The 24,501-nt window shown below is 72.2% G+C and carries 22 protein-coding genes; 10 read left to right on the forward strand and 12 right to left on the reverse strand.

From position 1 onward, the window contains the following. Positions 1–27 precede the first annotated feature (27 nt). From ACLF3M_RS33355 to ACLF3M_RS33365, 3 genes are all read right to left on the reverse strand, one after another. Positions 28–1,047, reverse strand: a complete 1,020-nt coding sequence (locus ACLF3M_RS33355; protein WP_430661337.1) for a hypothetical protein — start codon at positions 1,045–1,047, stop codon at positions 28–30. Between the two features lie 63 nt (positions 1,048–1,110). After that, positions 1,111–2,178, reverse strand: a complete 1,068-nt coding sequence (locus ACLF3M_RS33360; RefSeq protein WP_430661338.1) for a hypothetical protein — start codon at positions 2,176–2,178, stop codon at positions 1,111–1,113. Between the two features lie 49 nt (positions 2,179–2,227). Beyond that, positions 2,228–3,184 carry a Bug family tripartite tricarboxylate transporter substrate binding protein gene (locus ACLF3M_RS33365; protein ID WP_430661339.1) on the reverse strand — a complete coding sequence of 319 codons (957 nt, stop codon included), beginning with the start codon at positions 3,182–3,184 and terminating at the stop codon, positions 2,228–2,230. 123 nt (positions 3,185–3,307) lie between these two features. On the opposite strand from ACLF3M_RS33365, the gene ACLF3M_RS33370 reads away from it, so the two are divergent. Further along, complete coding sequence (locus tag ACLF3M_RS33370; RefSeq protein WP_430661364.1) at positions 3,308–4,543, forward strand: argininosuccinate synthase; 1,236 nt, start codon at positions 3,308–3,310, stop codon at positions 4,541–4,543. A 258-nt stretch (positions 4,544–4,801) separates the two neighbouring features. Here ACLF3M_RS33370 and ACLF3M_RS33375 read toward each other — a convergent pair whose 3' ends face one another. The 5 genes from ACLF3M_RS33375 to ACLF3M_RS33395 all read right to left on the reverse strand — a co-directional run bounded on the left by ACLF3M_RS33375 (position 4,802) and on the right by ACLF3M_RS33395 (position 10,286). Then, positions 4,802–6,004 (reverse strand): hypothetical protein, encoded by a 1,203-nt coding sequence (locus tag ACLF3M_RS33375; protein WP_430661340.1) that lies wholly within the window; start codon positions 6,002–6,004, stop codon positions 4,802–4,804. 106 nt (positions 6,005–6,110) lie between these two features. Further along, entirely contained in the window at positions 6,111–7,088 is a 978-nt protein-coding gene (locus tag ACLF3M_RS33380; RefSeq protein ID WP_430661341.1) for a Bug family tripartite tricarboxylate transporter substrate binding protein, read from the reverse strand. Between the two features lie 123 nt (positions 7,089–7,211). Next, the gene (locus ACLF3M_RS33385) at positions 7,212–7,862 is read right to left on the reverse strand and encodes a GOLPH3/VPS74 family protein (protein ID WP_430661342.1); all 651 of its coding nucleotides are present in this window, start codon (positions 7,860–7,862) and stop codon (positions 7,212–7,214) included. A gap of 44 nt (positions 7,863–7,906) precedes the next feature. Continuing rightward, positions 7,907–9,487, reverse strand: a complete 1,581-nt coding sequence (locus tag ACLF3M_RS33390; RefSeq protein WP_430661343.1) for a gamma-glutamyltransferase — start codon at positions 9,485–9,487, stop codon at positions 7,907–7,909. A gap of 55 nt (positions 9,488–9,542) precedes the next feature. After that, the gene (locus ACLF3M_RS33395; RefSeq protein ID WP_430661344.1) at positions 9,543–10,286 is read right to left on the reverse strand and encodes a GntR family transcriptional regulator; all 744 of its coding nucleotides are present in this window, start codon (positions 10,284–10,286) and stop codon (positions 9,543–9,545) included. A gap of 287 nt (positions 10,287–10,573) precedes the next feature. On the opposite strand from ACLF3M_RS33395, the gene ACLF3M_RS33400 reads away from it, so the two are divergent. The 9 genes from ACLF3M_RS33400 (at position 10,574) to ACLF3M_RS33440 (ending at position 21,092) form a co-directional block, all read left to right on the forward strand. Beyond that, positions 10,574–12,736 carry a malate synthase G gene (locus tag ACLF3M_RS33400; protein ID WP_430661345.1) on the forward strand — a complete coding sequence of 721 codons (2,163 nt, stop codon included), beginning with the start codon at positions 10,574–10,576 and terminating at the stop codon, positions 12,734–12,736. 55 nt (positions 12,737–12,791) lie between these two features. After that, positions 12,792–13,748, forward strand: a complete 957-nt coding sequence (locus ACLF3M_RS33405) for an acetyl-CoA carboxylase carboxyltransferase subunit alpha (RefSeq protein WP_430661346.1) — start codon at positions 12,792–12,794, stop codon at positions 13,746–13,748. A gap of 125 nt (positions 13,749–13,873) precedes the next feature. Beyond that, the gene (locus ACLF3M_RS33410) at positions 13,874–15,379 is read left to right on the forward strand and encodes an MFS transporter (protein ID WP_430661347.1); all 1,506 of its coding nucleotides are present in this window, start codon (positions 13,874–13,876) and stop codon (positions 15,377–15,379) included. Further along, on the forward strand, positions 15,376–15,843 hold the full coding sequence (locus tag ACLF3M_RS33415; RefSeq protein ID WP_430661348.1) for a methyltransferase family protein: 468 nt from the start codon (positions 15,376–15,378) through the stop codon (positions 15,841–15,843). Before ACLF3M_RS33410 ends, ACLF3M_RS33415 begins: the two co-directional genes overlap by 4 nt. Before the next feature lie 211 nt (positions 15,844–16,054). After that, positions 16,055–16,903: a DNA recombination protein RmuC gene (locus ACLF3M_RS33420; protein ID WP_430661365.1), complete on the forward strand. Its 849-nt coding sequence runs from the start codon at positions 16,055–16,057 to the stop codon at positions 16,901–16,903. Then, on the forward strand, positions 16,900–18,153 hold the full coding sequence (locus tag ACLF3M_RS33425; RefSeq protein ID WP_430661349.1) for a NupC/NupG family nucleoside CNT transporter: 1,254 nt from the start codon (positions 16,900–16,902) through the stop codon (positions 18,151–18,153). Before ACLF3M_RS33420 ends, ACLF3M_RS33425 begins: the two co-directional genes overlap by 4 nt. A gap of 163 nt (positions 18,154–18,316) precedes the next feature. Next, the gene (locus ACLF3M_RS33430) at positions 18,317–19,045 is read left to right on the forward strand and encodes a DUF4336 domain-containing protein (RefSeq protein WP_430661350.1); all 729 of its coding nucleotides are present in this window, start codon (positions 18,317–18,319) and stop codon (positions 19,043–19,045) included. A gap of 427 nt (positions 19,046–19,472) precedes the next feature. Next, complete coding sequence (locus ACLF3M_RS33435; protein ID WP_430661351.1) at positions 19,473–20,813, forward strand: aspartate aminotransferase family protein; 1,341 nt, start codon at positions 19,473–19,475, stop codon at positions 20,811–20,813. 87 nt (positions 20,814–20,900) lie between these two features. Then, on the forward strand, positions 20,901–21,092 hold the full coding sequence (locus ACLF3M_RS33440; RefSeq protein WP_430661352.1) for a CsbD family protein: 192 nt from the start codon (positions 20,901–20,903) through the stop codon (positions 21,090–21,092). Positions 21,093–21,284: 192 nt separating this feature from the next. Here the strand turns inward: ACLF3M_RS33440 and rpsO are convergent, their stop codons facing one another. The 4 genes from rpsO to ACLF3M_RS33460 all read right to left on the reverse strand — a co-directional run bounded on the left by rpsO (position 21,285) and on the right by ACLF3M_RS33460 (position 24,407). Continuing rightward, positions 21,285–21,563, reverse strand: a complete 279-nt coding sequence (gene rpsO, locus ACLF3M_RS33445) for a 30S ribosomal protein S15 (RefSeq protein ID WP_430661353.1) — start codon at positions 21,561–21,563, stop codon at positions 21,285–21,287. Between the two features lie 17 nt (positions 21,564–21,580). After that, the gene (gene truB / locus ACLF3M_RS33450; RefSeq protein WP_430661354.1) at positions 21,581–22,603 is read right to left on the reverse strand and encodes a tRNA pseudouridine(55) synthase TruB; all 1,023 of its coding nucleotides are present in this window, start codon (positions 22,601–22,603) and stop codon (positions 21,581–21,583) included. 37 nt (positions 22,604–22,640) lie between these two features. Further along, on the reverse strand, positions 22,641–23,630 hold the full coding sequence (locus ACLF3M_RS33455) for a hypothetical protein (protein ID WP_430661355.1): 990 nt from the start codon (positions 23,628–23,630) through the stop codon (positions 22,641–22,643). 63 nt (positions 23,631–23,693) lie between these two features. Next, positions 23,694–24,407 (reverse strand): GntR family transcriptional regulator, encoded by a 714-nt coding sequence (locus ACLF3M_RS33460; RefSeq protein WP_430661356.1) that lies wholly within the window; start codon positions 24,405–24,407, stop codon positions 23,694–23,696. Between the last annotated feature and the right edge of the window lie 94 nt (positions 24,408–24,501).

Below are 24,501 nucleotides of genomic sequence, written 5' to 3' on the forward strand. Positions count from 1 at the left end.
TCCTTAATCGCTGAAGTAGCCGGCGCCTCAGCACCCCCGCGCCCTTCCCTCCACGAAATCCAGCAGGCACGCCCCGTATCGCAGCGTGAACCGCCAGTCGCCGCCGGCGCCGTGGCCCGAGACCTCTTCCGGCCGGTCCAGCAGCAGCAGGCCCGCGCTGCGCGAGGCGAGCGCACCGAAGATCGCGGCGCGCTGCTCGGGGTCGGGGTCGAACTCGTCGCCGGCGAAGTTCGCGACCGCGACGCGTGTGCCGGGGCTGCGGGCGGCCTCCACGATGGCGCGGAGGTCCGGCAGCGCCCAGGGCTGCGCCGCGCTGCCGCGGGGCCCGTGCGCCGCCGGCGCGATCGCGATCACCGCATCCGCCAGCCCCGGCGTGTCCAGCGCCTGCAACGCGTTCCACGCCCCACGCGACTGCCCGCCCGCGACGATGCGCGCATAGCCGCGCGCGCGCAGCTCGCGCAGCGCCTGGCGCATCCAGGCCGCGCCGGCCTCGGTCTCGTCGGTGACGGGGTCGCGGTCCAGCCGGATCACGTCCCAGCCCGTGTTGTTGAAGGCGCGGACATGCGGCTGGGGCTGGCTGCCCCGGCTGTCGGCCCCGCCCGGCGATCGCCCATGCGCCCAGAGATAGGCGCCGCGCGCCGTCGCCGGGCCCTGCCAGAGGAAGCGTGGATCGGGTGCCAACTGCCAGCCCGGCCCCTGCGCCAGCGGACGCGACGGCGGGATGGGCGGCGCGGCCTCCAGCCCCGGCCAGGTGACCGCCAGGTCGCGGGCATAGACGCGGCAGCCCTCGCCGCCCCAGCGCCGGCAATTGGCCAGCGCGCGCGCCTCGGTCGCGGCCATGTCCTCGATCGCCGCCGCCCAGCCCCAGGCGCCGTTCGGGGCGAGGGCGAAGACGCGCGGGGTCGGTTGCAGCAGGAAGCGCTGGTAATCCGCGCGGCCTTCCGGCGGCAGGTGCGGCAGGCGCGCGGCGTCGAGGATCGGCTGCGCCGCGGCGGTCCCCGCCAGCAGCGCCCAGACCATCACAGTCCGGTATATCGTCTTCAACATGCCGTGATGGAGGGAACCATGCGGCCCCGTCCGCTGTCCAGCGCGGTCTTTGTCGCCTTTCGCTCAGCAGGATGCCGGCGGGACCTCGGCCGTCGCGAAGAGGAACAGGCAGCCCCCGAAGCGCTCGGCGAAGGCGCGGCCGCCGCCGGCCGCGTGGCCCTCGATCCCCTCGGGCCGGTCGATCAGCAGCAACGCGGCGGTGCGTCCCGACAGCCCGCGCAGCGCCGCGGCGCGCTCCTCCGGCAGGCCGTCAAAGGGATCGCCGCGGAAATTGACGACCGCGACCCGCGTGCCCGCCGCGCCGGCCGCGCGCTCCACCACGGCGCGCAGCCCGGCGATCTGCGCGGCCTGCGCGGGCGCTTCCATGCTGGCGAGCGCCGCGGGGGCGATGGCGATGGCCGCTTCCATCAGCCCCGGCGTATCGAGCGCCATCAGCGCGTTCCACGCCCCGCGCGACTGGCCCGCCGCGATCACCCGTGCGTAGCCGCGGCGGCGCAGCGCGACGAGGTCCTCGCGCAGCCAGGCCGCGGCGGGCCGGGTGAAGTCCGTCGCGGGGTCGCGGTCGAAGCGCCAGACGTCCCAGCCCGCATTGTTGAAGTGCCGCACCCAGCTCTGCGGCTGGCTGCCGCGGCTGTCCGCGCCGTCGCTGTTCCTGCCATGCGCCCAGACCAGCACGCCGCGCGCCCGCGCCGGCCCCCACCACAGGAAGCGCGGATCGGGCAGGGTCACGCGGCGCGCATCGCCGAAGGCGGCGTCCGCCGGCGGCGGCGCCGCCTGCCACTCGCGACCCGGCCAGGCGATGTCGAGGTTGCGCAGCCAGGGGATGCAGGGCGCGTTGCCGCGGCTGAGCGCCTGGCAGGCCTCGAGCGCGCCGCGCTCCAGATCCTCGACCGGCGCCGCGCCCGACCGGGACGCGAAGGCCCCGCCCGGCCCGATGACGAAGACCCGCGGCAGGTTGCGCAGCAGCGTCCGCGACAGCTCGAGCTGCCCGTTCGGTCCGAGGCCCGGCACGCCGACGGTCTGGAGAATTGGCGGCGTCGCGCGCTGCGGCGCTTCGGCCCGCATCGGGCCGACCGGCAGGAGGCTGAGGGCCAGCATGACGCCGGCGCCGCGCCGCAGCAGCGTCCGCATGCCGGCGATTATGACGGCGCAACGGATCCCGGCAAGGGCGCCGGCCGCGCTACTCCCGCGTGATGCCGGCGGCCCGGATCAGCTCCCCGAAATGCCGGATATCCGCGACGATGGTCGTCGCCAGCTCCTCCGGCGAGCCGGGCGCGGGGTCGAGCCCGCCGGCCCGCAGCCGCTCGCCCGTCTCCGGCACGGCGAGCGCCTGGCGCATCGCCGCGTTCAGCCGGGCGACCACCGCCGGCGGCGTGCCCGCCGGTGCGGCGAGCGCGAAGTAGTTCGGCATCAGCGAATTCGGCGCGATCCCGGCCTCGGCCAGCGTCGGCACGGCGGGGAACTGCGCCAGCCGCGTGGGGCTGCCGGCGGCGAGCGCGACCAGCCGCCCCTCCTGCACCAGCGCCGCGACCGACTGGGCGGTCGTGACCAGCAAGGCGACGTCGCCGGCGACCGTCGCGGTCGCGGCCGGGCCCGTGCCGCGATAGGGCACGTGCAGCAGCCGGATGCCGGCGTCCCGCGCGAAGGCCTCCATGTTCAGGTGCGGCATGCTGCCGACGCCGGTGCTGCCATAGGCAAGCTCCCGCCGCCGGGCGAGCGTGACGAGCTCGGCGAGGGTGGTCACGCCGAGTCCGGCATTGGCGACAAGCACGTAGTGGCCGGTGGTGGCGATGCCGATCGGGGCGAAGCCGCGCTCGGCGTCGTAGGGCAGCGGCGCGTACAGCACGGGGTTGACGCCGAAGACCTCGCGCGGGGCGACGAGGAGGGTGGTGCCGTCAGGGGCGGATTTGGCCACGAGTTCGGCCGCCAGGACCCCGTTTGCGCCAGGCCGGTTCTCCACCAGCACGGGCCGGCCGAGGGGGCCTGCCATATGCTGCGCCAGCAGCCGCGCGGTCAGATCCACCGCCCCGCCCGGCGCGACGGTCACGATCAGCCGGACCGGGCGGGTGTCGGCCTGGGCCAGGGCGGACGCGGGCAGCAGCAGGCCGAGCGCGGCGCGACGGGGGATGCGGATCATGCGGGGCTTCCTCCGCGCGGGAGTGAAGCCCGAAGCCCCGGGGCCGCGCAATCCGCGGGCGCCCTTGCCTCCCCCGCCGCCCCGCCGCATACCGCCCGGCATCGCCAGACCATGGGGCCCCCGATGCGCGTGAAGGATGTCAGAAAAGTCGTGCTCGCCTATTCCGGCGGGCTCGACACCAGCGTGATCCTGAAGTGGCTGCAGACCACCTACAATTGCGAGGTCGTGACCTTCACCGCGGACCTCGGCCAGGGCGAGGAGCTCGGCCCGGCGCGCGACAAGGCGCTGCTGCTCGGCATCAAGCCGCAGAACGTCTTCATCGACGACCTACGCGAAACCTTCGTGAAGGACTTCGTGTTCCCGATGTTCCGGGGCAACGCGCTGTACGAGGGGATGTATCTCCTCGGCACTTCGATCGCGCGGCCGCTGATCGCGCAGCGCCAGATCGAGATCGCGGAGCAGGTCGGCGCCGACGCCGTCGCCCATGGCGCGACCGGCAAGGGCAACGACCAGGTGCGCTTCGAGCTCAGCTACTATTCGCTGAAGCCCGACATCAAGATCATCGCGCCCTGGCGCGAATGGGACCTGACCAGCCGCACGCGCCTGATCCAGTTCGCCGAGGAACACCAGATCCCGATCGCGAAGGACAAGCGCGGCGAGGCGCCGTTCAGCGTCGACGCGAACCTTCTCCACTCCAGCTCCGAGGGCAAGATACTCGAGGAGCCCTGGGACGCGCCGGACGAGATGGTGTGGCAGCGCACGATCAGCCCGATGGACGCGCCGGACAGGGCGACCGACATCACCATCGAGTTCGAGCGCGGCGACGCCGTCGGCATCAACGGGGAGCGCCTGTCGCCGGCGACGCTGCTGACGAAGCTGAACGCGCTCGGCAAGGAGAACGGGATCGGCCGCCTCGACCTCGTGGAGAACCGCTTCGTCGGCATGAAGTCGCGCGGCTGCTACGAGACGCCGGGCGGCACGATCCTGTACGTCGCGCACCGCGCGATGGAAAGCATCACGCTGGACCGTGAGGCCGGGCACCTCAAGGACAGCGTCATGCCGCGATATGCCGAGCTGATCTACAACGGCTTCTGGTTCAGCCCGGAACGCCGCATGCTCCAGGCGCTGATCGACGAGAGCCAGAAGAGCGTCAACGGCACGGTCCGGCTCAAGCTCTACAAGGGCAACACGATCGTCACGGGACGGCAGTCCCCCGACAGCCTCTATTCGATGAAGCACGTGACCTTCGAGGACGACCAGGGCGCCTACGACCAGTTCGACGCCCAGGGCTTCATCAAGCTGAACGCGCTGCGGCTGCGCCTCGGCGCGATGGCGGGGCGTCGCGGCGGCGCGCTGTAGGCGCCGGGGGGCTCCGGCCCGCCGCCCTTTGTTCGAGCCAGCGCTTCACGCCCTTGCGTGCCCGCCTTTGGTATGCACGCAAGGTGATCGCGGGCTACGGCCCGTTAGACAATGCCCGCGGCGGAGGGCCGGCGAGGGATTTTCCGAGCTGGGCAGGAAGGCGGCGCAGCCGATGGTTGTTCCATCGGCAAGCCGCCTGACGAACCCAGGGCGGAAAAAACCCGCCGGACCGACCCGCGCGGCGTTGTCTAACGGGCCCTAGAGGAACCAGAGCAGACCGTCGAACTCGAGTGGCGTCGGGATGCTCGACCTGGTCTGGGCCGCCCAGGTGACCGAGGTGTCGATCACGCCGTTGCCGTCGAGATCGGCGTGCATCGTCACCCCGCGATACCCCGCCACCCCATCGAAATCCACCCAGAGCACGCGGCTAACCCCGGGGCGCCAGCCCCAGACGGAAAGCTGCTCCCCCACCTCCCAGTCCGTGATGGTGGACCAGGTCGCCAGGCCGCTCCTGCCATCGAGGAAGAAGACGTCGCGGTCGGCCCCGCCGGTCAGGAAGTTGGAGCCAATGCCGCCGTCCAGCACGTCCCAGCCGGCGCCCGCGTCCACCGCATCATCGCCGCCGATAGCATTGATGAAGTCGCTGAAGGCGGTGCCCACCACCGCCTCGCCGGCGGAGGAGCCGAGGTACTGGAGCGCGAGATAGTCCACCGGCCCCGAATAGCTGGTGGCAATGACGGTGGACGACGCGTTGGTGGCGAGGTCCGTCCGGGCGAAGGTCGGTGTGAAGGTCCCGACCTGCGACAGGAAGGAGGCCAGCGCGAGCGTCGTGAAGCCCCCGGCAAGCGTCACGAACTCGACGTTGATCAGGACATCGGCACCGTCGGGCCCCAGCACCAGCACGCGCCCGCCATTCGCCGCGGCCTGCAGGCCGAAGAGCGGCCCGGAGAGCACCGCGGTGTCCGTCCCCTCGCCGCCGTCCAGCACGTCGCTCCCGCCGCCGCCGTCCATCCGGTCGTCCCCGGCATCGCCGAGGAGGCGGTCGCCCCCGCCATTCCCGAACAGCGTGTCGTTGCCGGGCCCGCCGCGGAGAAGGTCGGAGAAGCGGTTGCCGGCGACCAGGTCATTGCCGGTGAGAAAGTTGAAGCTGGACAGGCCCTGCTCGATTTCGCCGAAGGAGGTGGTGATGTTCGCCCCGTCGATCACCAGGACGAAATTGAAAGTCCTGTCGAGCGCCGTCAGGTTCCGGAGCGTGATGAAGCCGCTGCCGGCGATGTAGTCGATCTGCAGGAACGAGGCGGGATCGAGGTCGACCGCGAACAGCGCTCTGCTGCCATTGTCCCTGAGCAGGATGGCGTCCGGCGCGGGCGCGTTCGGATCGGTCTCGATCCAGCCGGTCGCGCTGACGTCCGACATGTCGAGGCCGCGCGCCAAGCGGTCATAGGCAGTGATCGTCGCCAAGAATCCCTCCCCACGATCCGATTGCGGAACAGTAGCGCGGGGCGCGTCAGGGATTCCAGCGTGGCGGCGCGGGAGGAAGCGCGCGGCCTCCTCCCGCTCCCTGCCCTCAGCTCACCGTGATGTTGAACTGCCGCGCCACCGCGGTCCATTCGACGATCTCCTGGCGCATCAGCGCCACGAAGGCGTCGCCGGTCGGCGGCGGGTTGCGCGGCATGGTCTGCAGCGCGACGAAGCGCTCCATCAGCTCGGGCTTCGCCAGGATGCCCGGCGTCATCGCGGTCAGCCGCTCGACGATCGGCTGCGGCAGGCCCTTCGGCGCGGACAGGCCCAGCCACTGCGCGGAGGTCAGCTTGGGGTAGCCGAGCTCCGCGAAGGTCGGAATGGTCGGGAAGGCCGCCAGGCGCTGCGGGGTCGAGATGGCCAGCGCGCGCAAGGATCCGTCCCGCAGCTGCTGCACGTTGGTCGTGATCGGGTCGATCATCGATTCGATGCTGCCCGCCAGCATGTCCTGCATCGCCGGGGCGGAGCCGGCATAGGGCACGTGGTCGAGATTCGGCGCCCGCGCCTCGGCCGACAGCATCGCGCCGAGCAGATGCGGCGCCGAGCCGATGCCGGACGAGCCGTAGCGCACGGGCTGCGTCTTCGCCGCCGTGACATACTGGTCGAGCGTCTGGAAGGGCGAGTTGGCGCGCACAAGGATGATGTTCGGCGCCTCCACCAGCTGCACCATGTGGGTGAAGTCGGTGACGGGGTCGAAGGGCAGGGTCGGCCGCGTCGCCGCGCCGAACACATGCACCGAGGCGTGGCTGACCAGCAGCGTGTAGCCGTCCGGCGCCGCCTTGGCCGCGACGTCGGTGCCGATCACGCCGCCCGCACCGGGGCGATTCTCCACCACCACGGACACGCCGAGCGCGGCCGCGTATTGCGGGGCGAGCAGCCGTGCGACGGTGTCCACCAGGCCGCCCGGCGGGAACTGCGCAATGAGGCGGATGGACCGGTTCGGCCAGGCGCCCTGGGCGGAGGCGATGGACGGCGCGGCGAGCGCGCCCGCGGCGATACCGAAGAGATGGCGGCGGCTGAGCATGGATGGTCTCCCGGTGGTCAGTCAGGGAGCAATCCGCCCGTTTCCGTGGCACCACGCCGGGAAAGATGGACGTTTGCACACCCTGTGGCCACACCGGCAGCAAACCCCGTGCCGCGAAGGGGGTCAGCCCGTCAGCCGCCCCCCGCGCACCGCCGCCACCGCCGAGCCGAGCGACCGGTTCAGGCTTTCCAGCCGCGTCACCAAATCCAGCCAGTCCTGGATGCGCGGCAGTTCCGCCTCCTCGAACAGCAGCGGCAGCAGGCCGGAGGCGCGGGCCAGGCCCAGCAGCAGCGCATCGCGCGGCGCCGGCAGTTCCTCCTGCAGCAGCATCTCCCGCAGCCGGGCGCGGGCGTCGGCGGCCTCGGTCTGGCCGCCTTCCGCCTTGGGGTGCCGGCGGTCGCGGAACAGCCAGAGCGCGCGGCTTTCCACCCGGCGCAGCATCCCCGCCTCGATCAGCCGGTCGAGCAGCGCGCCGCGCGCCTCCCCGGCGTCGCGGGCCAGCACGACGATCGCGCCGCGGGCGTCGCGTGGCGCGCTCGGCTCCACCAGGCGCCCCAGCGCGGCATCGAGCACCGGGTCCCAGGTCGGCGCGTCCTCAACCACGATCAGCCGGTCGCGGTCGGTGTCCACGCGCCCGGCGAGCGCCAGGTCCATCAGCAACGCGCCCGCCAGCGCCAGGTCGGGCGCCATCCCGGCGCGGCCGACGGGCCGTCCGGTCTCGTCGTCGAGCGAGAGGAGGACGACCTCCTCGGCAAGGGAAAGCGTGCCGGTCATGGACGTGCCGGCAGCCTGCCTGCTCCGCCGTGGCGATGCCAGTATTATTGCGCCAGCGCCGCCGACCACGGCGACATGACGTCGGTGATGCCGCTGCGCCCGCCGTCCGGCGCGATCGCCACCAGGTTCGGGCAGGCGAAGTTCACGGGCAGCACCGCGTGCTCCACCACCTCGACGGGGCCAAGCGCCGCCAGCCCCTCGATGGTCGCGGCGGGCAGGCGGCGGTCGGCGGTCGAGCCCTCGGGCCCGCTGATGTCGAGCCGCGGGTGATGCGCCGCGGCCTCCGCCTCCATGCCGAAGGCCGCGACGTAGGACAGCATCTGGAAGACCGAGGCCAGGATGCGCCGCCCGCCCGAGGCGCCCATGGCGATGGCGGGCCGGCCGGCCTCGTCCGTCGCGATCAGCGGCGACATGTTGCAGAGCGGGCGCCGGTTCGGCGCGATGGCGTTGGGCGATCCGGGCCGCGGGTCGAACCACATGACGCCGTTGTTCATCAGCACGCCCGACCGCGGCAGCACGACGCGGCTGCCCATGGAGGACAGCAGCGTCGTCGTCATCGCGACCATCATCCCGTCGGCGTCGCAGACCGTGAGGTGCGTGGTGCAGGAATCCGCGCCCCTGGGCTCGGATTCGCCGAGGCCTTCCAGGCGTTCGGCATAGGCGGCCTGCATGGCGCGCGCGAAGGCCAGGTGCCAGGCGGTAGAGGGCTCGGCACCCGACCAGTCCTCCCCCTCCATCAGCGCCATGACCCGACGGAAGGTCGGCGCGGCGGTCAGCCCGTTCGACAGGTGCAGCGTCCGCCCTCGCCACGGCACCGACACCGCCGGCAGCCAGCGCGCGCGGCAGCCCGCGAGGTCGGCCGCCGACAGCACGCCGCCCATCTCCTGCACGTCCGACGCGATCGCGGCCGCGACCTCGCCTTCGTAGAAGTCGCGCAGCCCCGCGTGTTGCAGGCGCTCCAGCGTCCCGGCGAGCGCGCCGAGGCGCATGAAGCCCGGCGAACCCTGATAGGGCGTTACCGGCGGCAGCCCGTTCGGCAGGTAGATCCGCGCGGATTCCGGATAGAGCCGCAGCACGGAGGCGGAGTTCGCGACCTTCAGCGTGGTGAACCAGTCCTGCGGCAGGCCGCGCTTCGCCAGCGCCACCGCCGGCGCCAGCACATCGGCGACCGGCAGCCTTCCATGCGTCTCCTGCAGCAGCGCATAGCCCGCGACGGAGGATGGGATCACGAAACTCAGCGGGCCGTGGATGTTGCGGTCGCCCACCACCTCGGGCCAGGCGAACAGGTCGAGCTTCATCCGCCCCGTGGTCGGGAAGGCGCCGGGGTCGAGCCCGCGCGGCGAGACCGGCCCGAAATCGAGCGTCTGCGCAGGGATGCCGGGGCCCGCGACCTGGGCGAAGCCGATCCCGCCGAGGCCCGAATTCCAGGGCTCCATGGCGGCGAGCGCGAAGGCCATGCCGGAAGCGGCGTCCGCGGCGTTGCCGCCGGCTTCGAGGATGGCGATGCCGGCCTCGGCCGCGGCGCGGGACTGGCTGGCGACGACGCCGCGCCGGCCGCGGGCGGCGGGCTTTGTGACGTGCCAGTGCTGGCTGGTATGGGCGGGGGGGTCGTAGGTCAGGGGCATCCCCCCATTGCGCCCTGTCCGTCCCGTCCCCGCAAGCCGGGCGGGCGCGGCTTCGTCAGCGCCCGACGCGGCGCGCGGCGATCTCGCCCTCGAAGTCGAAACTCTCGTGCCAGGTGAGATGGGCTTCGAGCGCCTTCTGCGCGGCCGCGGAGTCGGCGCGCGACAGCGCATCGAGCAGCGCGGCATGTTCGGCCATTACCATGCGCGGCGGGCGGACGCCGTGGCCGAGGCCCCAGATCACCGCGAGCTGGCGGGACAGCCCCTGCCAGACCGCGTGCAGCGTGGCATTGCCCGATGCACGGCAGAGCTCGCCATGGAAGGCGATGTCGGCCGCGACGATCGCCGCGCCGTCGCCGGCGGGCACGGCGCGCTCGTATTCCGCCGCGGCGCGGCGGGCGGGCGCCAGCAGCACCTCGTTCGTGGCGGGCCGCGGGATCTGGACCAGGATCTCGCGCACCGCCAGCATCTCCAGCGCGGCGCGGACCCGGGTCAGCTCGGACACCCCCTTGTTGGTGACCTGCATGAGCCGCATGCCCTTGTAGGGCGTGCTGACCACGATGCCCTGGGATTCGAGCAGGCGCAGCGCCTCCCGCACGGGAACGCGGGAGATGCCGAGGTCGCGGGCGATCTCGGCCTCCACCAGGCGGTCGCCCGGCAGGAAGGCGCCGCTGGCCGCCGCCGCCACGACCGCCTCGGCCGCCTGCTCGACCATGGTGCGCGGCTGCACCGGCGCGAGGCGCCGAGCCGGCAGGTCGTCCAGACGGCCCGGGTCAGGGGACGGCGCGAAGGAAGCGGTCACGGTGGGGGTGGTCGATCCCGAGAATGTGAAGACTTTAGTTTCGCTTCCGCTTTTTATAAAGATGCCTCGCATCTCGCGACGTCGGGCGCATCAGGGTGTGACCCAAACGCCACGGTGGTGACAACGAAATCACAATTCAACTTTCAATTGAAATCGCCGCGGGTGCAGCGCGCCCCGCCAGGGCTTCGGCCAGGTGATCGCCCGGCCCCCTTGCCTCTCCGCCTGATTGCGCCCAAACGCACGCCGCGCGCCGCCCGGGGCGCGGTGTGTTCGGGAGTGGAATGTCGGTGTCAGGAACGGTCCAGATCGGCGGCCTGGGCGTGGCCGCAGCGCTGCGCGACTTCATCGAGAACGAGGCCCTGCCCGGCACGGGTGTCGAGCCCGCGCGGTTCTGGAGCGGGATGGAAGCCATCCTGAGGGACTGGGCGCCGCGCAACGCGGCGCTGCTGGCGAAGCGCGATGCGCTGCAGGCGAAGCTCGATGCCTGGCACCGCACCAACCCTGCCCGGCCGGTGGACCTGGCGGCCTACAAGGCCTTCCTGACGGAGATCGGCTACCTTGCGCCGGAGCCCGCGGACTTCACGGTGGGCACGACCGACGTGGACCCCGAGATCGCGCAGATCGCCGGACCGCAGCTCGTCGTCCCCGTCTCCAACGCCCGCTACGCCCTGAACGCGGCCAATGCGCGCTGGGGCAGCCTGTACGACGCGCTTTACGGCACCGACGCGATCCCCGAGACCGACGGCGCCGGGAAGGGGAAGGGCTACAACCCCGCGCGCGGCGCCAAGGTGATCGCCTTCGCCCGCAAGGTGCTGGACCAGGCCGCGCCGCTCGCCGGCGGCGCCAGCCACGCGGACGCCACGGGCTATGCGATCGAGGGCGGCGCGCTGACCGTCGCGCTGAAGGACGGCCGCAAGGTCGGCCTGGCCAGGCCCGGCCAGTGCGTCGGCTACACCGGCGACGCCTGGGCGCCGGAGGCGGTGCTGCTGGTCAACCACGGCCTGCACGTCGAGATCCGCGTGGACCGCACCAGCGCCATCGGCAAGGACGACCCGGCGGGGATCGCCGACCTCGTCCTGGAATCCGCGGTGACGACGATCCAGGACTGCGAGGATTCCGTCGCCGCCGTGGACGCCGCGGACAAGGTGCTGGTCTATCGGAACTGGCTCGGCCTGATGAAGGGCGACCTGACGGCGGAGCTCGAGAAGGGCGGGCGCACCATCACGCGGCGGCTGAACGCCGACCGCAGCTACAAGACGCCCGCGGGCGGCGCGGTGACGCTGCCCGGCCGGTCGCTGATGCTGGTGCGCAATGTCGGCCACCACATGATGACCGACGCCGTCACGCTCGACGGGAAGGAGACGCCGGAGACGGTGCTCGACACGATGTGCACCGTCGCCATCGCGCTGCACGACATCCGCGGCAAGCGGCTCAATTCCCGCGCCGGCAGCGTCTACATCGTCAAGCCAAAGATGCACGGGCCGGAGGAAGTCGCCGCCGCCGACGCGCTCTTCGCGAAGGTCGAGGACGCGCTGGGCCTGAAGCGCGCGACCCTCAAGATGGGCATCATGGACGAGGAGCGGCGGACCACGGTGAACCTCAAGGCCTGCATCAAGGCCGCGAAGGACCGCGTGGTCTTCATCAACACGGGCTTCCTGGACCGCACCGGCGACGAGATCCACACCTCGATGGAAGCCGGCGCCGTGGTGCGCAAGAACGACATGAAGGGCCTGGCCTGGATCAGGTCCTATGAGGACTGGAACGTGGATGTGGGCCTCGCCTGCGGCCTGCGCGGGCGGGCGCAGATCGGAAAGGGCATGTGGGCGATGCCCGACATGATGGCCGAGATGCTCAAGCAGAAGGTCGGCCACCCGAAGGCGGGCGCCAACACGGCCTGGGTGCCCTCGCCCACGGCCGCGACGCTGCACGCGCTGCATTATCATGAAGTCGACGTCGCCGCGCGCCAGGCGGAGATCGCCGCCGGCGGGCGCCGCGCGAAGCTCGACGACATCCTGACCGTGCCGCTCGCGGAGAACACGAACTGGGCGCCGTCCGACGTGCAGGCCGAGCTCGACAACAACGCGCAGGGCATCCTGGGCTATGTCGTGCGCTGGGTGGACCAGGGGGTCGGCTGCTCCAAGGTGCCCGACATCAACGACGTCGGGCTGATGGAGGACCGCGCGACGCTGCGCATCTCCTCCCAGCACATCGCGAACTGGCTGCGCCACGGCATCTGCTCGAAGGAACAGGTGATGGAGACGATGAAGCGCATGGCAGCCGTGGTGGACCGCCAGAACGCCGGCGATCCCGCCTATGTGCCGATGGCGCCGCGCTTCGACGGCGTCGCCTTCAAGGCCGCCTGCGACCTGGTCTTCGAGGGCGCGGCGCAGCCCAACGGTTATACCGAGTTCGTCCTGACGCGCCGCCGGCGCGAGGCTAAGGCGGCTTAAGGAAACCGGGGGGCGCTTTCCGGCGCCCCCCGTTCCGGGCTAACACCGCCGCCGCATGCGTCACTTCCTGGAATTCGAAAAGCCGATTGCCGAGCTCGAAGGCAAGATCGAGGAACTGCGCCGGGCGACCGACGCCGGCGGCATCGATCTCGCCGAGGAGGTCGGGCGCCTGTCGGACAAGGTCGAGGCGCTGCTGCGCCAGACCTATGCCAAGCTCACGCCCTGGCAGAAGACGCTGGTCGCGCGCCACCCCGACCGGCCGAAGGCGCTGGACTACGTGCGCCAGCTCGTCACGGACTGGACGCCGCTGGCCGGCGACCGGGCGTTTGCCGACGACGCCGCGGTGGTGGCGGGACTCGGCCGCTTCCGCGGCCATGCGGTCGCCGTGCTCGGCACCGAGAAGGGCCGCGACACCGAAGGCCGGGTGAAGCATAATTTCGGCATGGCGCGGCCCGAGGGCTACCGCAAGGCGCGCCGCCTGATGGAACTCGCCGGCCGCTTCGGCCTGCCGATCCTGAGCTTCGTGGACACCGCCGGCGCCTTTCCCGGCATCGAGGCCGAGGCCCGCGGCCAGGCCGAAGCGATCGCGCGCTCCATCGAGGCCGGGCTCGAAGCGCCGGTCCCCTTCGTCGCCACCATCATCGGCGAGGGCGGCTCGGGCGGCGCCATCGCGCTGGCCGCCGCCGACCGCATCCTGATGCTGGAGCACGCCGTCTATTCCGTCATCTCTCCGGAGGGCTGCGCGAGCATCCTCTGGCGCGACTCCGCCCAGGCGCCGCAGGCGGCGGAAGCCCTGCGCCTGACCGCCGAGGACCTGCGCAAGCTCAACCTGGTGGACGCCGTGGTGGCGGAACCGCTGGGCGGCGCGCATCGCGACGCGTCGGCAGTGGTCGAGAGCGTCGGCGCGAAGGTCTGGGACATGCTGGAGCCGCTGCTCGCGCTGGACGGCGCGACGCTGCGGGCGCGCCGGCGCGAGAAGTTCCTGGAGATGGGCCGGGCGGGCGTCGTCTGACACGCCGCTGAACCGGCCCGCTGCACCCGAAGGGGGGAGAGGGCCTGTTCCTGGCGCTTCCGGACCGCCTTCGAATACGGCTCTCCGGGGTGGTGCGATCGCCGATCGGGGCTAGGTTCACGGCCATGGCCCCGCGCGATGACGCCCCCGCCGCAATCGACGCCGCCGAACTGCGCCGCGTCTTCTTCCGCGTCTTCCCCGCGGTCGGGCTGGCCATGTTCGGCGCGGCGCTCGACCAGACCATCGTCGCCGCCGCCTTGCCCGCGATTGCGCGCGGCCTCGGCGCGGTGGAGCACATCTCCTGGGTCGTGGTCGCCTATCTCGTCGCGACGACCGTCGCGGCACCCGTCTATGGCCGGCTCGGCGATGCCTTCGGGCGGCGGCGGATGCTGCTGGTCGGGCTCTTCGTCTACGGCCTCGGCGCCGCGCTCTGCGCCGTCGCGCCGAGCATGGACGTGCTGGCGCTGGCCCGCCTGCTGCAGGGCCTCGGCGGCGGCGGGCTGATCTCTCTTTCCGTGGCGCTGATCGGCGAGGTCGTGCCCCCGCGCGAGCGCGGCCGCTTCCAGGCCTGGATCGCGGCGATCTTCGCCTCGGCCAGCGCGCTCGGGCCCGTCGCGGGCGGCGTGCTGACCGAGGCGTTCGGCTGGCGCGCGGTCTTTCTGCTGCAGCCACCGCTGGCGATGCTGACGGCCTGGCTGGCGATCCGGCGGCTCGGCAATGCGGCGCCAGGCGATGCGCGGGGCTTCGCCTTCGACTGGTGGGGGCTGGTCCTCTTCGCGCTCTTCGTCGCGCCGGCCCTCTTCGCGCTGGACGAGGCGAGGCGGCTGACCGCGCCGGCGCTGCTGCTGGCGCTGGGGCTGGCGGCGGTCGCCGCGGCGGCGGTCTGGCTGCTCTGGCGGCAGGAGAGGCGCGCGAAGGACCCGCTGCTGCCGCTGGAAGTGCTGGGGGAGCCCTCGATCTGGCGGGCCAATCTGTGTTCCGCGCTGATGTCGGGCGCCTATGTCGGCGTGATCGCCTTCGTGCCGATGTATTTCGCCGCGGTGCGCGGCCTGTCGCCGTCGGAATCGGGCTTCGCCCTGCTGCCGCTGGCGGTGCTGGCGGCGATCGGCGCGATGGTCGCGGGGCGGCTGCTGTCGCGTACGGGGCGCGGGATGATCTGGGCGACGATCGGGCTGGTGGTCGCGGCGGCGCTGATGGCGGCGACGGCCTTCGGGACGGGGCGGCTCGGCGTGGTGGCGATGGCGGCGCTGCTCGGGCTGGTCTCGATCGGCCTCGGCCCGTCCTTCCCGATGGTGCAGGTGACGGTGCAGGTGGCGGCCGGCCAGGCGAGGCTCGGCACCGCCACGGCCTCCGTGCAGTTCAGCCGCGCGCTGGGCAGCGCAGTCGGCACGGCGCTGGTCGGCGCGGTGCTGTTCGGCGCGCTGGTGGCGGAGGGCGGCACCGCGGCCGAGCTCTTCGTCCTGCTGGTCAACCACGGCCCGGCGGGGCTGGCGCATCTGTCGGAGGCGGAGGCCGCGTCCTTCCGCGATTCGATGGTCGGCGCCTTCCGCGCGGCCTTCCTCTGCGCGGCCGCGCTGATGCTGGCCGCCGCCTGGTTCAGCGCGCGGGTGCCGAAGCAACGGATATTGTGAGCGAAGCGCCGCGCCTCAGCCGCATCCCCTGGCCGCCGCTGCTCTATCTCGCGGCGGCGCTGGCGGGGCTGAAGCTCGGCGAGTGGTTTCCCATGGCCTGGTGGCCGACGGACTGGCGCGTGCAGCTGGCGGGCCTCGTCGTGATCGCCGCCGCGCTCGGCTTCGATCTCTGGGCGATGGGCACGATGATGCGCCGCCGCGCCAACATCCTGCCGAACCGGCCGGCGACCGCGCTGGTCACCACCGGGCCGTTCCGGATCACGCGCAACCCGATCTACCTCGGGAACACCGTGATGGTCGGCGGCTTCGCCGTCGCCTTCGGCAATCCCTGGTTCATCCCCTGCGCGCTCGCCGCGGCGCTTGCCGTGAACCGCCTGGCGATCCGGCGGGAGGAAGCGCAGCTCGCCGCCCTCTTCGGCCCGGAATGGGACGCCTACGCCGCGCGGACGCGCCGCTGGCTGTGATCCGTGGCAGGATCGGGGCCCGCGACTCGGAGACCCCGCCCTGCCGGACTGGCTGCCGCCCGCGCTGATCGCGTTCGCCGTCGTCCTCGCGGCGCTGCTGCTGCTCGCCGCACGCCGCGGGCGCCAGGCGGAGGATCTCGCGCGCCTCGCCGCGACGCTCGATCAGCTCGCGGCGTCGCAGGAACGCCTCGCCGCCCGGACCGAGGAGCGGCTGCGGGACCAGGAGCGCGCGCTGGCGTCGCAGCTCGACGCCGCCGCGCAGCGCACGCAGGAGACCGCCGGCGCGATCCAGCAGCGCCTCGCCGTCATCGACGCCGCCCGGTCGAACATCGAGGCGCTGGGTAGCCAAGTCACCTCGCTCGCCGCGGTGCTCGGCAACAAGCAGGCGCGCGGCGCGCTGGGCGAGGTGCAGCTGCGCGACCTCATCGAGGATCGCCTGCCCGCCGCCGGCTTCTCCTGGCAGCACACGCTGTCGAACGGCACGCGCTGCGACTGCCTGGTCCTGCTGCCCTTCCCGCCCGGCCCGATCGCGGTGGACAGCAAGTTCCCGCTCGAGGCCTGGGCCGCGATGCAGGACGGCCCCGCGCGCGATGCCGCGAGGCGGCGCTTCGTGGCCGACATCCGCCGGCACGTCACCGACATCGAGGGGAAGTACCTCATCCCCGGCGAGACCGCCGAGGGCGCACTCATGTTCGTGCCCTCGGAAGCCATCCACGCCGCGCTGCACGCCGACTTCGCGGACCTGGTCGCCGAGGCCGCGCGGCGTCACGTGCACATCGTCGGCCCCTCCACGCTCTGGGCCGTGCTGAACACCATGCGCGGCCTGCTGCGCGACGCGCGGCTGCAATCGGAGGCGCGCCGCATCCGGTCGGAAGTCGAGAAGCTGGCCGAGGAGACCTCGCGGCTCGAGCGCCGCGTCGGCGCGCTGCGCGGCCACTACGCCGCGATGGCGCAGGACATGCGCGAGATCGAGACCAGCGCCGGCAGGATCGCCGCGCGCGGCGAGGCGATCCGCGCCCTCGACATCCCGGACGAGACACCAGCGAAGGCCGCGGAATGAGCGCATTGCAGTTGCAGTCGGGCGTCGGCCTGCTCGCGCTCTGCCTGCTGGCCTGGGTGCTGGGCGGCTGCCGGCGCGGCGTGACCTGGCGCATCGTCGCGGCCGGCCTCGGGCTGCAGGTCACGATCGCCGCGGCTCTCCTGCACGTCCCCATCCTGCGCCTGCTCTTCGAGGCCTTCGGCGACGGCGTGAACGCGCTGGCCAACGCGACGAGGCAGGGCACCAGCCTGGTCTTCGGCTATCTCGGCGGCGCGCCCCTGCCCTTCGACGAGAAGATGCCCGGCGCGAGCTTCATCCTCTTCTTCCAGGCCCTGCCGCTGGTGCTCGTCGTCGGCGCGCTCTCCGCCCTGCTCTATCACTGGCGGGTGCTGCCGGTGATCGTCGGCGCGCTGGGCAGGCTGCTGACGCGCGCCTTCGGGATCGGCGGCGCCACGGGCTTCTCGGTCGCGGCCAATGTCTTCGTCGGCATGGTGGAGGCGCCGCTGCTGATCCGCCCCTGGCTCGCCCGCCTGACCCGCAGCGAGATGTTCGTCGTCATGACCGCGGGGCTCGCGACGATCAGCGGCAACATGCTGGTGGTCTATGCGCTGTTCATCGCGCCCGTCGTCCCCGATGCCGCGGGGCAGCTGCTGGTCGCCAGCATGGTCGCGGCGCCGGCCGCCGTGCTCGCCGCGCTGCTGATGATGCCTCCCCTCGCGCGCGACGCCGAGACGATCGCGCAGGAGGACGGCTCGGCGCCGCCGATCTACGACAGCGCGATGGAGGCGATCACCCGCGGCACGCTGGACGGGCTGCAGCTGCTTCTCGGCATCATGGCGATGCTGATCGTCTTCGTGGCGCTCGTCGCGCTGGTCAATGCGGCGCTGCTGCCGCTGACGGGACTGACCCTGCAGAGGATCGTCGCCTGGCTGTTCTGGCCCCTTGCGTTTGCCATGGGCGTTCCGGCGGAGCAGGCAATGACCGTCGCGGGCTCGCTCAGCACCAAGGTCGTGGTGAACGAGTTCGTGTCGTATCTCGAGCTCGGGACCTCCGGCGGGCTCGGGCTCGACCCGCGCTCGCGGCTGATCCTGACCTATGCGCTCTGCGGCTTCACCAATTTCGGCTCGGTCGGGATCATGCTGGGGGGGATGGTCGCGATGTGCCCGGAACGGCGCGCCGATATCGTGGGGCTCGGGCTGCCGAGCCTGGTGTCGGGCTCCATCGCCTGCTGCATGACGGGCGCGGTGGTCGGGATGCTGACCGCGCCATGACGTCGCGGAAGGCCGGAAACCCGGCGCTGTCCCGCACGTCGGGCAGGGATGGACGGATCATCCGAGGGCCCGCTGCGGGCCGGCCTGCCGCATCGCCTCCGGCGGGGGGAGGAGCTGACCATCGACTACCACATGACGCTCTGGTTCACGCCGGAATGAGGCGATGAGCGAGGGCTATCCGCCGCTCGAGGTGCCGAAGGAGCTGGCGGACGGCGTCTGGGTGGTCGACGCCGCGCTGCCCGGCACGCTGGAGATCCCGATCCGGATGACGGTGCTGCGCCTGCGCGACGGCGGGCTCTGGCTGCATTCGCCGACGCAGCATCGCGCCGCCCTGCACGCCGCGGTCGAGGCGCTCGGGCCCATCCGGCACCTCGTCGCGCCGGACAGCGTGCATTGGCTCGGCATCGGGCCGTGGCAGGCTGCCGTCCCGCGCGCGCGATGCTGGGGCGCGCCGGGCATCGTCGCGCGGCTCGCGAAGAGGAATGATGCGCCGCGCTTCGACGCGGAGCTCGGCCCCGACCCGCCGCCGGAATGGGCCGGGGAGATCGACCACGCAATCCTCACCGCGCCCGGCTTCGCGGAGGTTGCGTTCCTGCACCGCCCCACGCGCACGCTGATCCTGACCGACACGGTGCAGGCGATGGAGCCCGCGCGGCTGACGACCGCGATGCGCTTCTTCGCCCGGCTGTCCGGCAGCACCGGCAAGGGCGGCGCGCCCTTCTACCTGCGATGGGCGATGCGGTGGGGCGGGCATCGCACGGCGAACCGCGCGGTGATAGAGCGGCTGGTCGCGTGGCAGCCCGAGCGCGTGATCTTCGCACATGGAACGATCTTCGAGGAGGACGCGACGGCGCGGCTCAAGCAGGCCTTCGCCTGGGCATTGCGATCCTGACATGACCGGCGCGTGAGCGATCTACCCGCGGCACTGCGACACGAGTTGCAGGACGATGAAGTGGTGCGTTGGCACGGCCAACCGACCCGCGCGCCCTTGCACGCAGCCAACTGCTGCTGACGCTCGGCGGCGTTCCGGTGCTCGCCGTCGCCACGCTGTTCCTGGCGACCGGCGGGCAGAGCGCCGCGCGGACCATCGCTGCGCTGGGTCGGCTACGCCGACATCGTCGAGGTCGTCTGCCACGCCTTGCCGGACGAACGCGGCGACCTGCTCATGCGCCATCGCGAGCCGACCGAGGACGACCATGAGAGCGGCTATTGAAAGAGCCTGATCGGCCTGCCCGATATCGGCCGCGTTGAGCGCGAGATACGTCGGCGCCTGCCGCGCGCCGATTGACCGCGAAGCGGTCGCGGCGTTCCATTCCCCCATGCGATCCCGTCTGCTCCAGCGCAACCTGCGCAGCGACCCGCCGCTCGCCCTGAGCGGTGAGGGCATCTTCATCCACGACTCCAACGGCAAGACGATCATCGACGGATCGGGCGGCGCAGCCGTTGCGTGCCTCGGGCACGGGCATCCCCGGGTGCTCGCGGCGATGCAGGCGCAGATGGATCGCCTGAGCTACGCCCACACCGCGCTCTATTCCTGCGAGAGCGCCGAACAACTCGCCGACCTCGTGCTGGACGGCGAGCCGGGCGGGCTGACCCACCTCTATCTCTGCTCCTCCGGCAGCGAGGGGGCGGAGGCCGCGATCAAGCTCGCGCGGCAGTATCACGTGGAGCGCGGCGAGGCGCAGCGCACCAACTTCATCGCGCGGCGGCAGAGCTACCACGGCAACACCCTCGGGGCGCTGGCCGCGGGCGGGAACATGATGCGGCGCGCGCTCTACAGGCCGCTGCTGTCCGACGCCTTCCACCACGTCTCGCCCTGCTACGCCTGGCGCGACCGGCGCGACGAGGAGTCCGACGCCGACTACGTCGCGCGCCTCGCCGCCGAGCTCGAGGCCGAGTTCCAGCGCCTCGGCCCCGACACCGTCGCCGCCTTCATGGCGGAGCCCGTGGTGGGTGCCACGCTCGGCTGCGTCACCGCCCTGCCCGGCTACTTCAAGGCGGTGCGCGAGATCTGCGACCGGCACGGCGCGCTGCTGATCCTGGACGAGGTGATGTGCGGCATGGGCCGCACCGGCACCATGCATGCGTGGGAGCAGGAAGGCGTGGCGCCCGACATCCAGATCGTCGCGAAGGGCCTCGGCGGCGGCTACCAGCCGATCGGCGGCATCCTGATCGCGGGCAAGGTGATCGAGGCGATCGCGCAGGGCTCCGGCGGCTTCATGCACGGCCATACCTACCAGGCGCATCCCATCGCCTCGGCCGCCGCGCTGGCGGTGCAGCAGGTGATCCGGGAGGAGCGGCTGCTCGACAACGTCAAGGCCATGGGCGCGCTGCTGGAACAGCGGCTGACGGAGCGGCTCGGCAACCACCGCCATGTCGGCGACATCCGCGGGCGGGGTCTCTTCTGGGCGGTGGAGCTCGTGACGGACCGCGCCTCGAAGGCCGTCTTCGACCCCGCCCTGCAACTTCATGAGCGCGTCAAGAAGGAGGCCTATGAGCGCGGCCTCGCCTGCTACCCCATGGGCGGCACGGTTGACGGACGGCAGGGCAACCACGTCATCCTGGCGCCGCCCTATATCGTCACGCGCGAACAGGTGGAGACGATCGTCGAACGCTTCGGCGATGCCGTGGAGGCGGCGATCGCCTCGGTCCCGGCCTAGGCTGCTACTTACCCGAACCCTGGGCCCTAGGCGGCGTTTTCCCATGCACGCGGCGATTGCGCCGCGCGGCAAAAAGGGAGCGTGAGAATGGACGAGGATCGTCTGAAGGGCATGGGCAACCAGATCAAGGGTGCCGTGAAGGAAGGCGTCGGCAAGGTCACCGGCGACACCAAGACTGAGGCCGAAGGCAAGGCCGACAAGGCGAAGGGCAAGGTCCAGAACACCGTCGGCGGCGCCAAGGACGCGGTCCGCGACACGATGGACAAGGACAAGATCTAGGGGGCGCTACGCCCGGCGCTTCTCTTCCCCCTCCCCCGCAGTTGCGGGGGAGGTCGGGAGGGGGCACACCGCTACGACAAAGGCCGGAAGGGGCTGCCCCTTCCGGCCTTTTGCGTGTCTCGGCCCCCACCCGTTCCCTCCGCCGCAACTGCGGGGGAGGGGGAACAAGGGAGCGGAGAGGGAAAGACGCTGTTAGCGCCGCAGCCCGAGACGCCCGATCAGGCTGTCGTAGCGCGCCTGGTCCTTCTTCTTCAGGTAGTCCAGCAGCCCGCGCCGCTGGCCGACCAGGACCAGCAGGCCGCGCCGGCTGTGGAAGTCCTTCGGATGCGCCTTCAGGTGCTCGGTCAGGCCGGAGATCCGGTCCGACAGCAGCGCCACCTGGACCTCGGGGCTGCCGGTGTCGCCGGGCTTCGTCGCATAGGCCTGGATGATCCCGGCGCGCTTCTCGGCGCCGGCCGTCGTCGTCGACATCGCGTGTTCCTTCGCAGTCAGGGTTGTTCGCCCCCGGCCTCCTCCAGCCGCTCGCCGGTGAGCACCCGCTCGGGGTGCATCCATCCGTCCTCGAGCCGGCAGAGGCCGATCAGGCGCCCCCCCGCCATCGCACGCACCAAGCCCCCGTTGGGGTCGGCGGCGTCCGGAACCCGGCCCATCAGGTCCACCAGGCTCAGCGCCTGGCCCTGGAAGAGGCGGGTGGCCTCCGCTGCGGAGACGGCCAGTGCCGGGATGTCGGCCAGCGCGGTCGTCACCGGAAGCAGGAGGTCCGGGGAAGGGGGCGGCGTATCGCCCGGAACGAGCAGCTTGTCCAGGGGAATCCCGTGCTCCTCCCGGAAGGGTCCGACCCGCAGCCGGCGCAGGGCGGCGATATGCCCGACCGTCCCGCAGGCCTTCGCCAGGTCCCGGGCCAGGCTGCGCATGTAGACGCCCTTGCCGGATTCCACGTGGAAGATGGCGGTATCGGCACCCGGCCGCTCGATCAGTTCGAAGCGGTCCACGCGCGCCGGGCGGGGAGCGAGCTCCACGGCCTGGCCCTCCCGCGCCAGGTCATAGGCGCGCTCGCCCGCGACCTTGATGGCGGAATAGATCGGCGGGACCTGCATGATGTCGCCGCGGAAGGCCGGCAGGGCGGCGTTGATCTGATCGTCGGTCGGGCGCGCGGCGTCCGTCGCGATGACCTGGCCGTCGGCGTCGTCGGTGTCCCGCGCCTCCCCGAAGCGCAGGGTGAAGCGGTAGGTCTTGGTGCCGTCCATGACATAGGGGACGGTCTTGGTGGCCGCGCCGAAGGCGACCGGCAGCAGCCCCGTCGCCAGCGGATCGAGCGTCCCGCCATGGCCGGCCTTCTGCGCGTCGAACAGGCGCTTGACCTTGTTGACGACGTCGGTCGAGCCGATGCCGGAGGGCTTGTCCACGATCAGCCAGCCATCCAGCGGCCGGCCCTTCGGCTTGCGGTTCTGCCGGCGGTGCCCGCCATGCCCGCCTGGCCGGCCGCGGCCGCCCCCTGAACGCTCGCTCATCATACGCTCCGACGAAGGGCGGGCGCGTAGCACGGCTTCAGCCGCGGGCGAAGGCGGCGCTCGCCAGGTTCTTGTCCTTCGCCTCGACCTCGAGGTCGGTCCAGGCGAGGTGGCGGCGCGCCCAGGCTGCGTGCGGGCCGTTCCAGAGCCGCGGCGCATGCGCGCGCAGGTCGCGCGCCGTGACACCGGAGGCCAGCAGCGCAGCGCGGTCCGGCAGGTCCTGCGAGGGGCTGAGCTCCTCGCGCGGGGCGCTGACATGCGCCATCGGCCGCACGCCCCGCCAGGACGCCGCGACCACCGCCACGCGCGGGTCGCCGGGCTCGATATATTCGCCCGTCGCGACCCAGTGGTGATGCAGGTCGAGCACCACCGGCAGGATCTCCGACAGCGGCAGCAGGTCGTCGAGCCCGTAGGAGACCTCGTCGTTCTCCACCGTCAGCAGGCCGCGCGCCTCGGCCGAGAGGCGGGCGAAGCCGGCACGGAAGGCCTCGAGCGGCGCGCGGGCGCCGCCATGGATGTTGATGTGCGTCCCCCGCGGATGCCAGCCGCCGGCCAGGCCGAGCAGGCGGAAGAGGAAGACGTGGTACTCGACCTCCTCCACTGAGTTCCGCAGCACCCCCTCCCGCGCGCTGGTCAGCACGCAGAACTGCGCGGGATGGGTGGAGAGGCGGACATCGCCCGAGCGCGCCGTCTCGCCGACCGGCGGGAGCAGCGCCTCCACGGCTTCGCGCAGCGCGGGCTCGTCATAGAGCGGGCGGATGGCGGGGTGGGTGAAGCAGGGCAGCGCATGGCTCGCGATGCGCATGGCGCGCTGGCCCGGCGGCAGATCCGCGGTCAGCGCGACCTGGCGCGAGAGGGCGGCGGCGTTGTGGCGGATGAGCTCGAGCAGCTTCCCGACCTGCGCCGCGGGGGCGAGCCGGAGCAGCGCGGCGACGGTGGTGTCGCGAAAGTTGAAGGCGCGCGCCTCCTTCTCCGGCAGGCCGGGAACGAGCCAGTTGCAGACCCAGCCGATGCGCCCCTCCGGCACGGGGCCTATCCGGGGTGGTCTTTCGGGCAGGGCATCCATCCCGCGCCAACGCGGCGCGGCGCGTCAGGTGCCGGGTTGCGATCGCGTCACGGCGAGGCCGGGCCCGTCACCCTCCGCCTCCAGCAGGATCGCCGCTGTCAGCTCCATGTGCCGCGCCAGCAGCGCCACGGCGCGATCCGCGTCGCGCGCCAGCGCGGCCTCCATGATCTCGCGATGCTCGCGCTTCAGGTCGCGCGGCCGCCGCGCGAGGGGCACGGACAGGCGGCGGTAGCGCTCGCCCTGCGCATAGAGGATCTCGCGCAGCCGCAGCAGCCAGGGGCTGTCGCAGCCCGCGACCAGCGCGCGGTGATAGGCGGCGTGGGCAGTGGCAAAGGCCTCGCCGACGCGATTCTCGTCGCCCTCCTCGCGCTCCGGCGTGCGCGACAGGCGATGATGCGCGGCGACCAGCTGCTCCTCCCACGCGACGTCGCCGGCGGCGATGGCGCGGCGCAGGCACAGGCCCTCGATCTCGACGCGCACCGCCGTCAGGTCGCGCAGCTCCTCCGCCGAGATCGGCGCGACACGGAAGCCGCGCTGCGGCTCCGCCACCAGGAAGCCCTCGGCCGCCAGGCGCGACAGCGCCTCCCGCACCGCGCTGAGGCTGACGGAGAGGTGCTCGCAGAGGTCGTTGATGCGCACCCGCTCGCCCGGCCGCAGCCGGCAGGCCAGCACGTCGGCGCGCAGTCGTTCATAGGCCGTCTGGGTGAGGCTGCCGCCGGTCGTCGCGTCGCGAGGCATGATCGGACGACATAACCGAGCCGGGCACCAAAATCCATCAAAAGGGAAAAAATAGATTTTTCCTTGTCCGGTGGATTTGGCCGGGCTATGCGGC

Origin of the sequence: Falsiroseomonas sp. HW251 (genome assembly GCF_050563545.1) — a bacterium.
In the GTDB taxonomy this organism is placed as follows: domain Bacteria; phylum Pseudomonadota; class Alphaproteobacteria; order Acetobacterales; family Acetobacteraceae; genus Falsiroseomonas.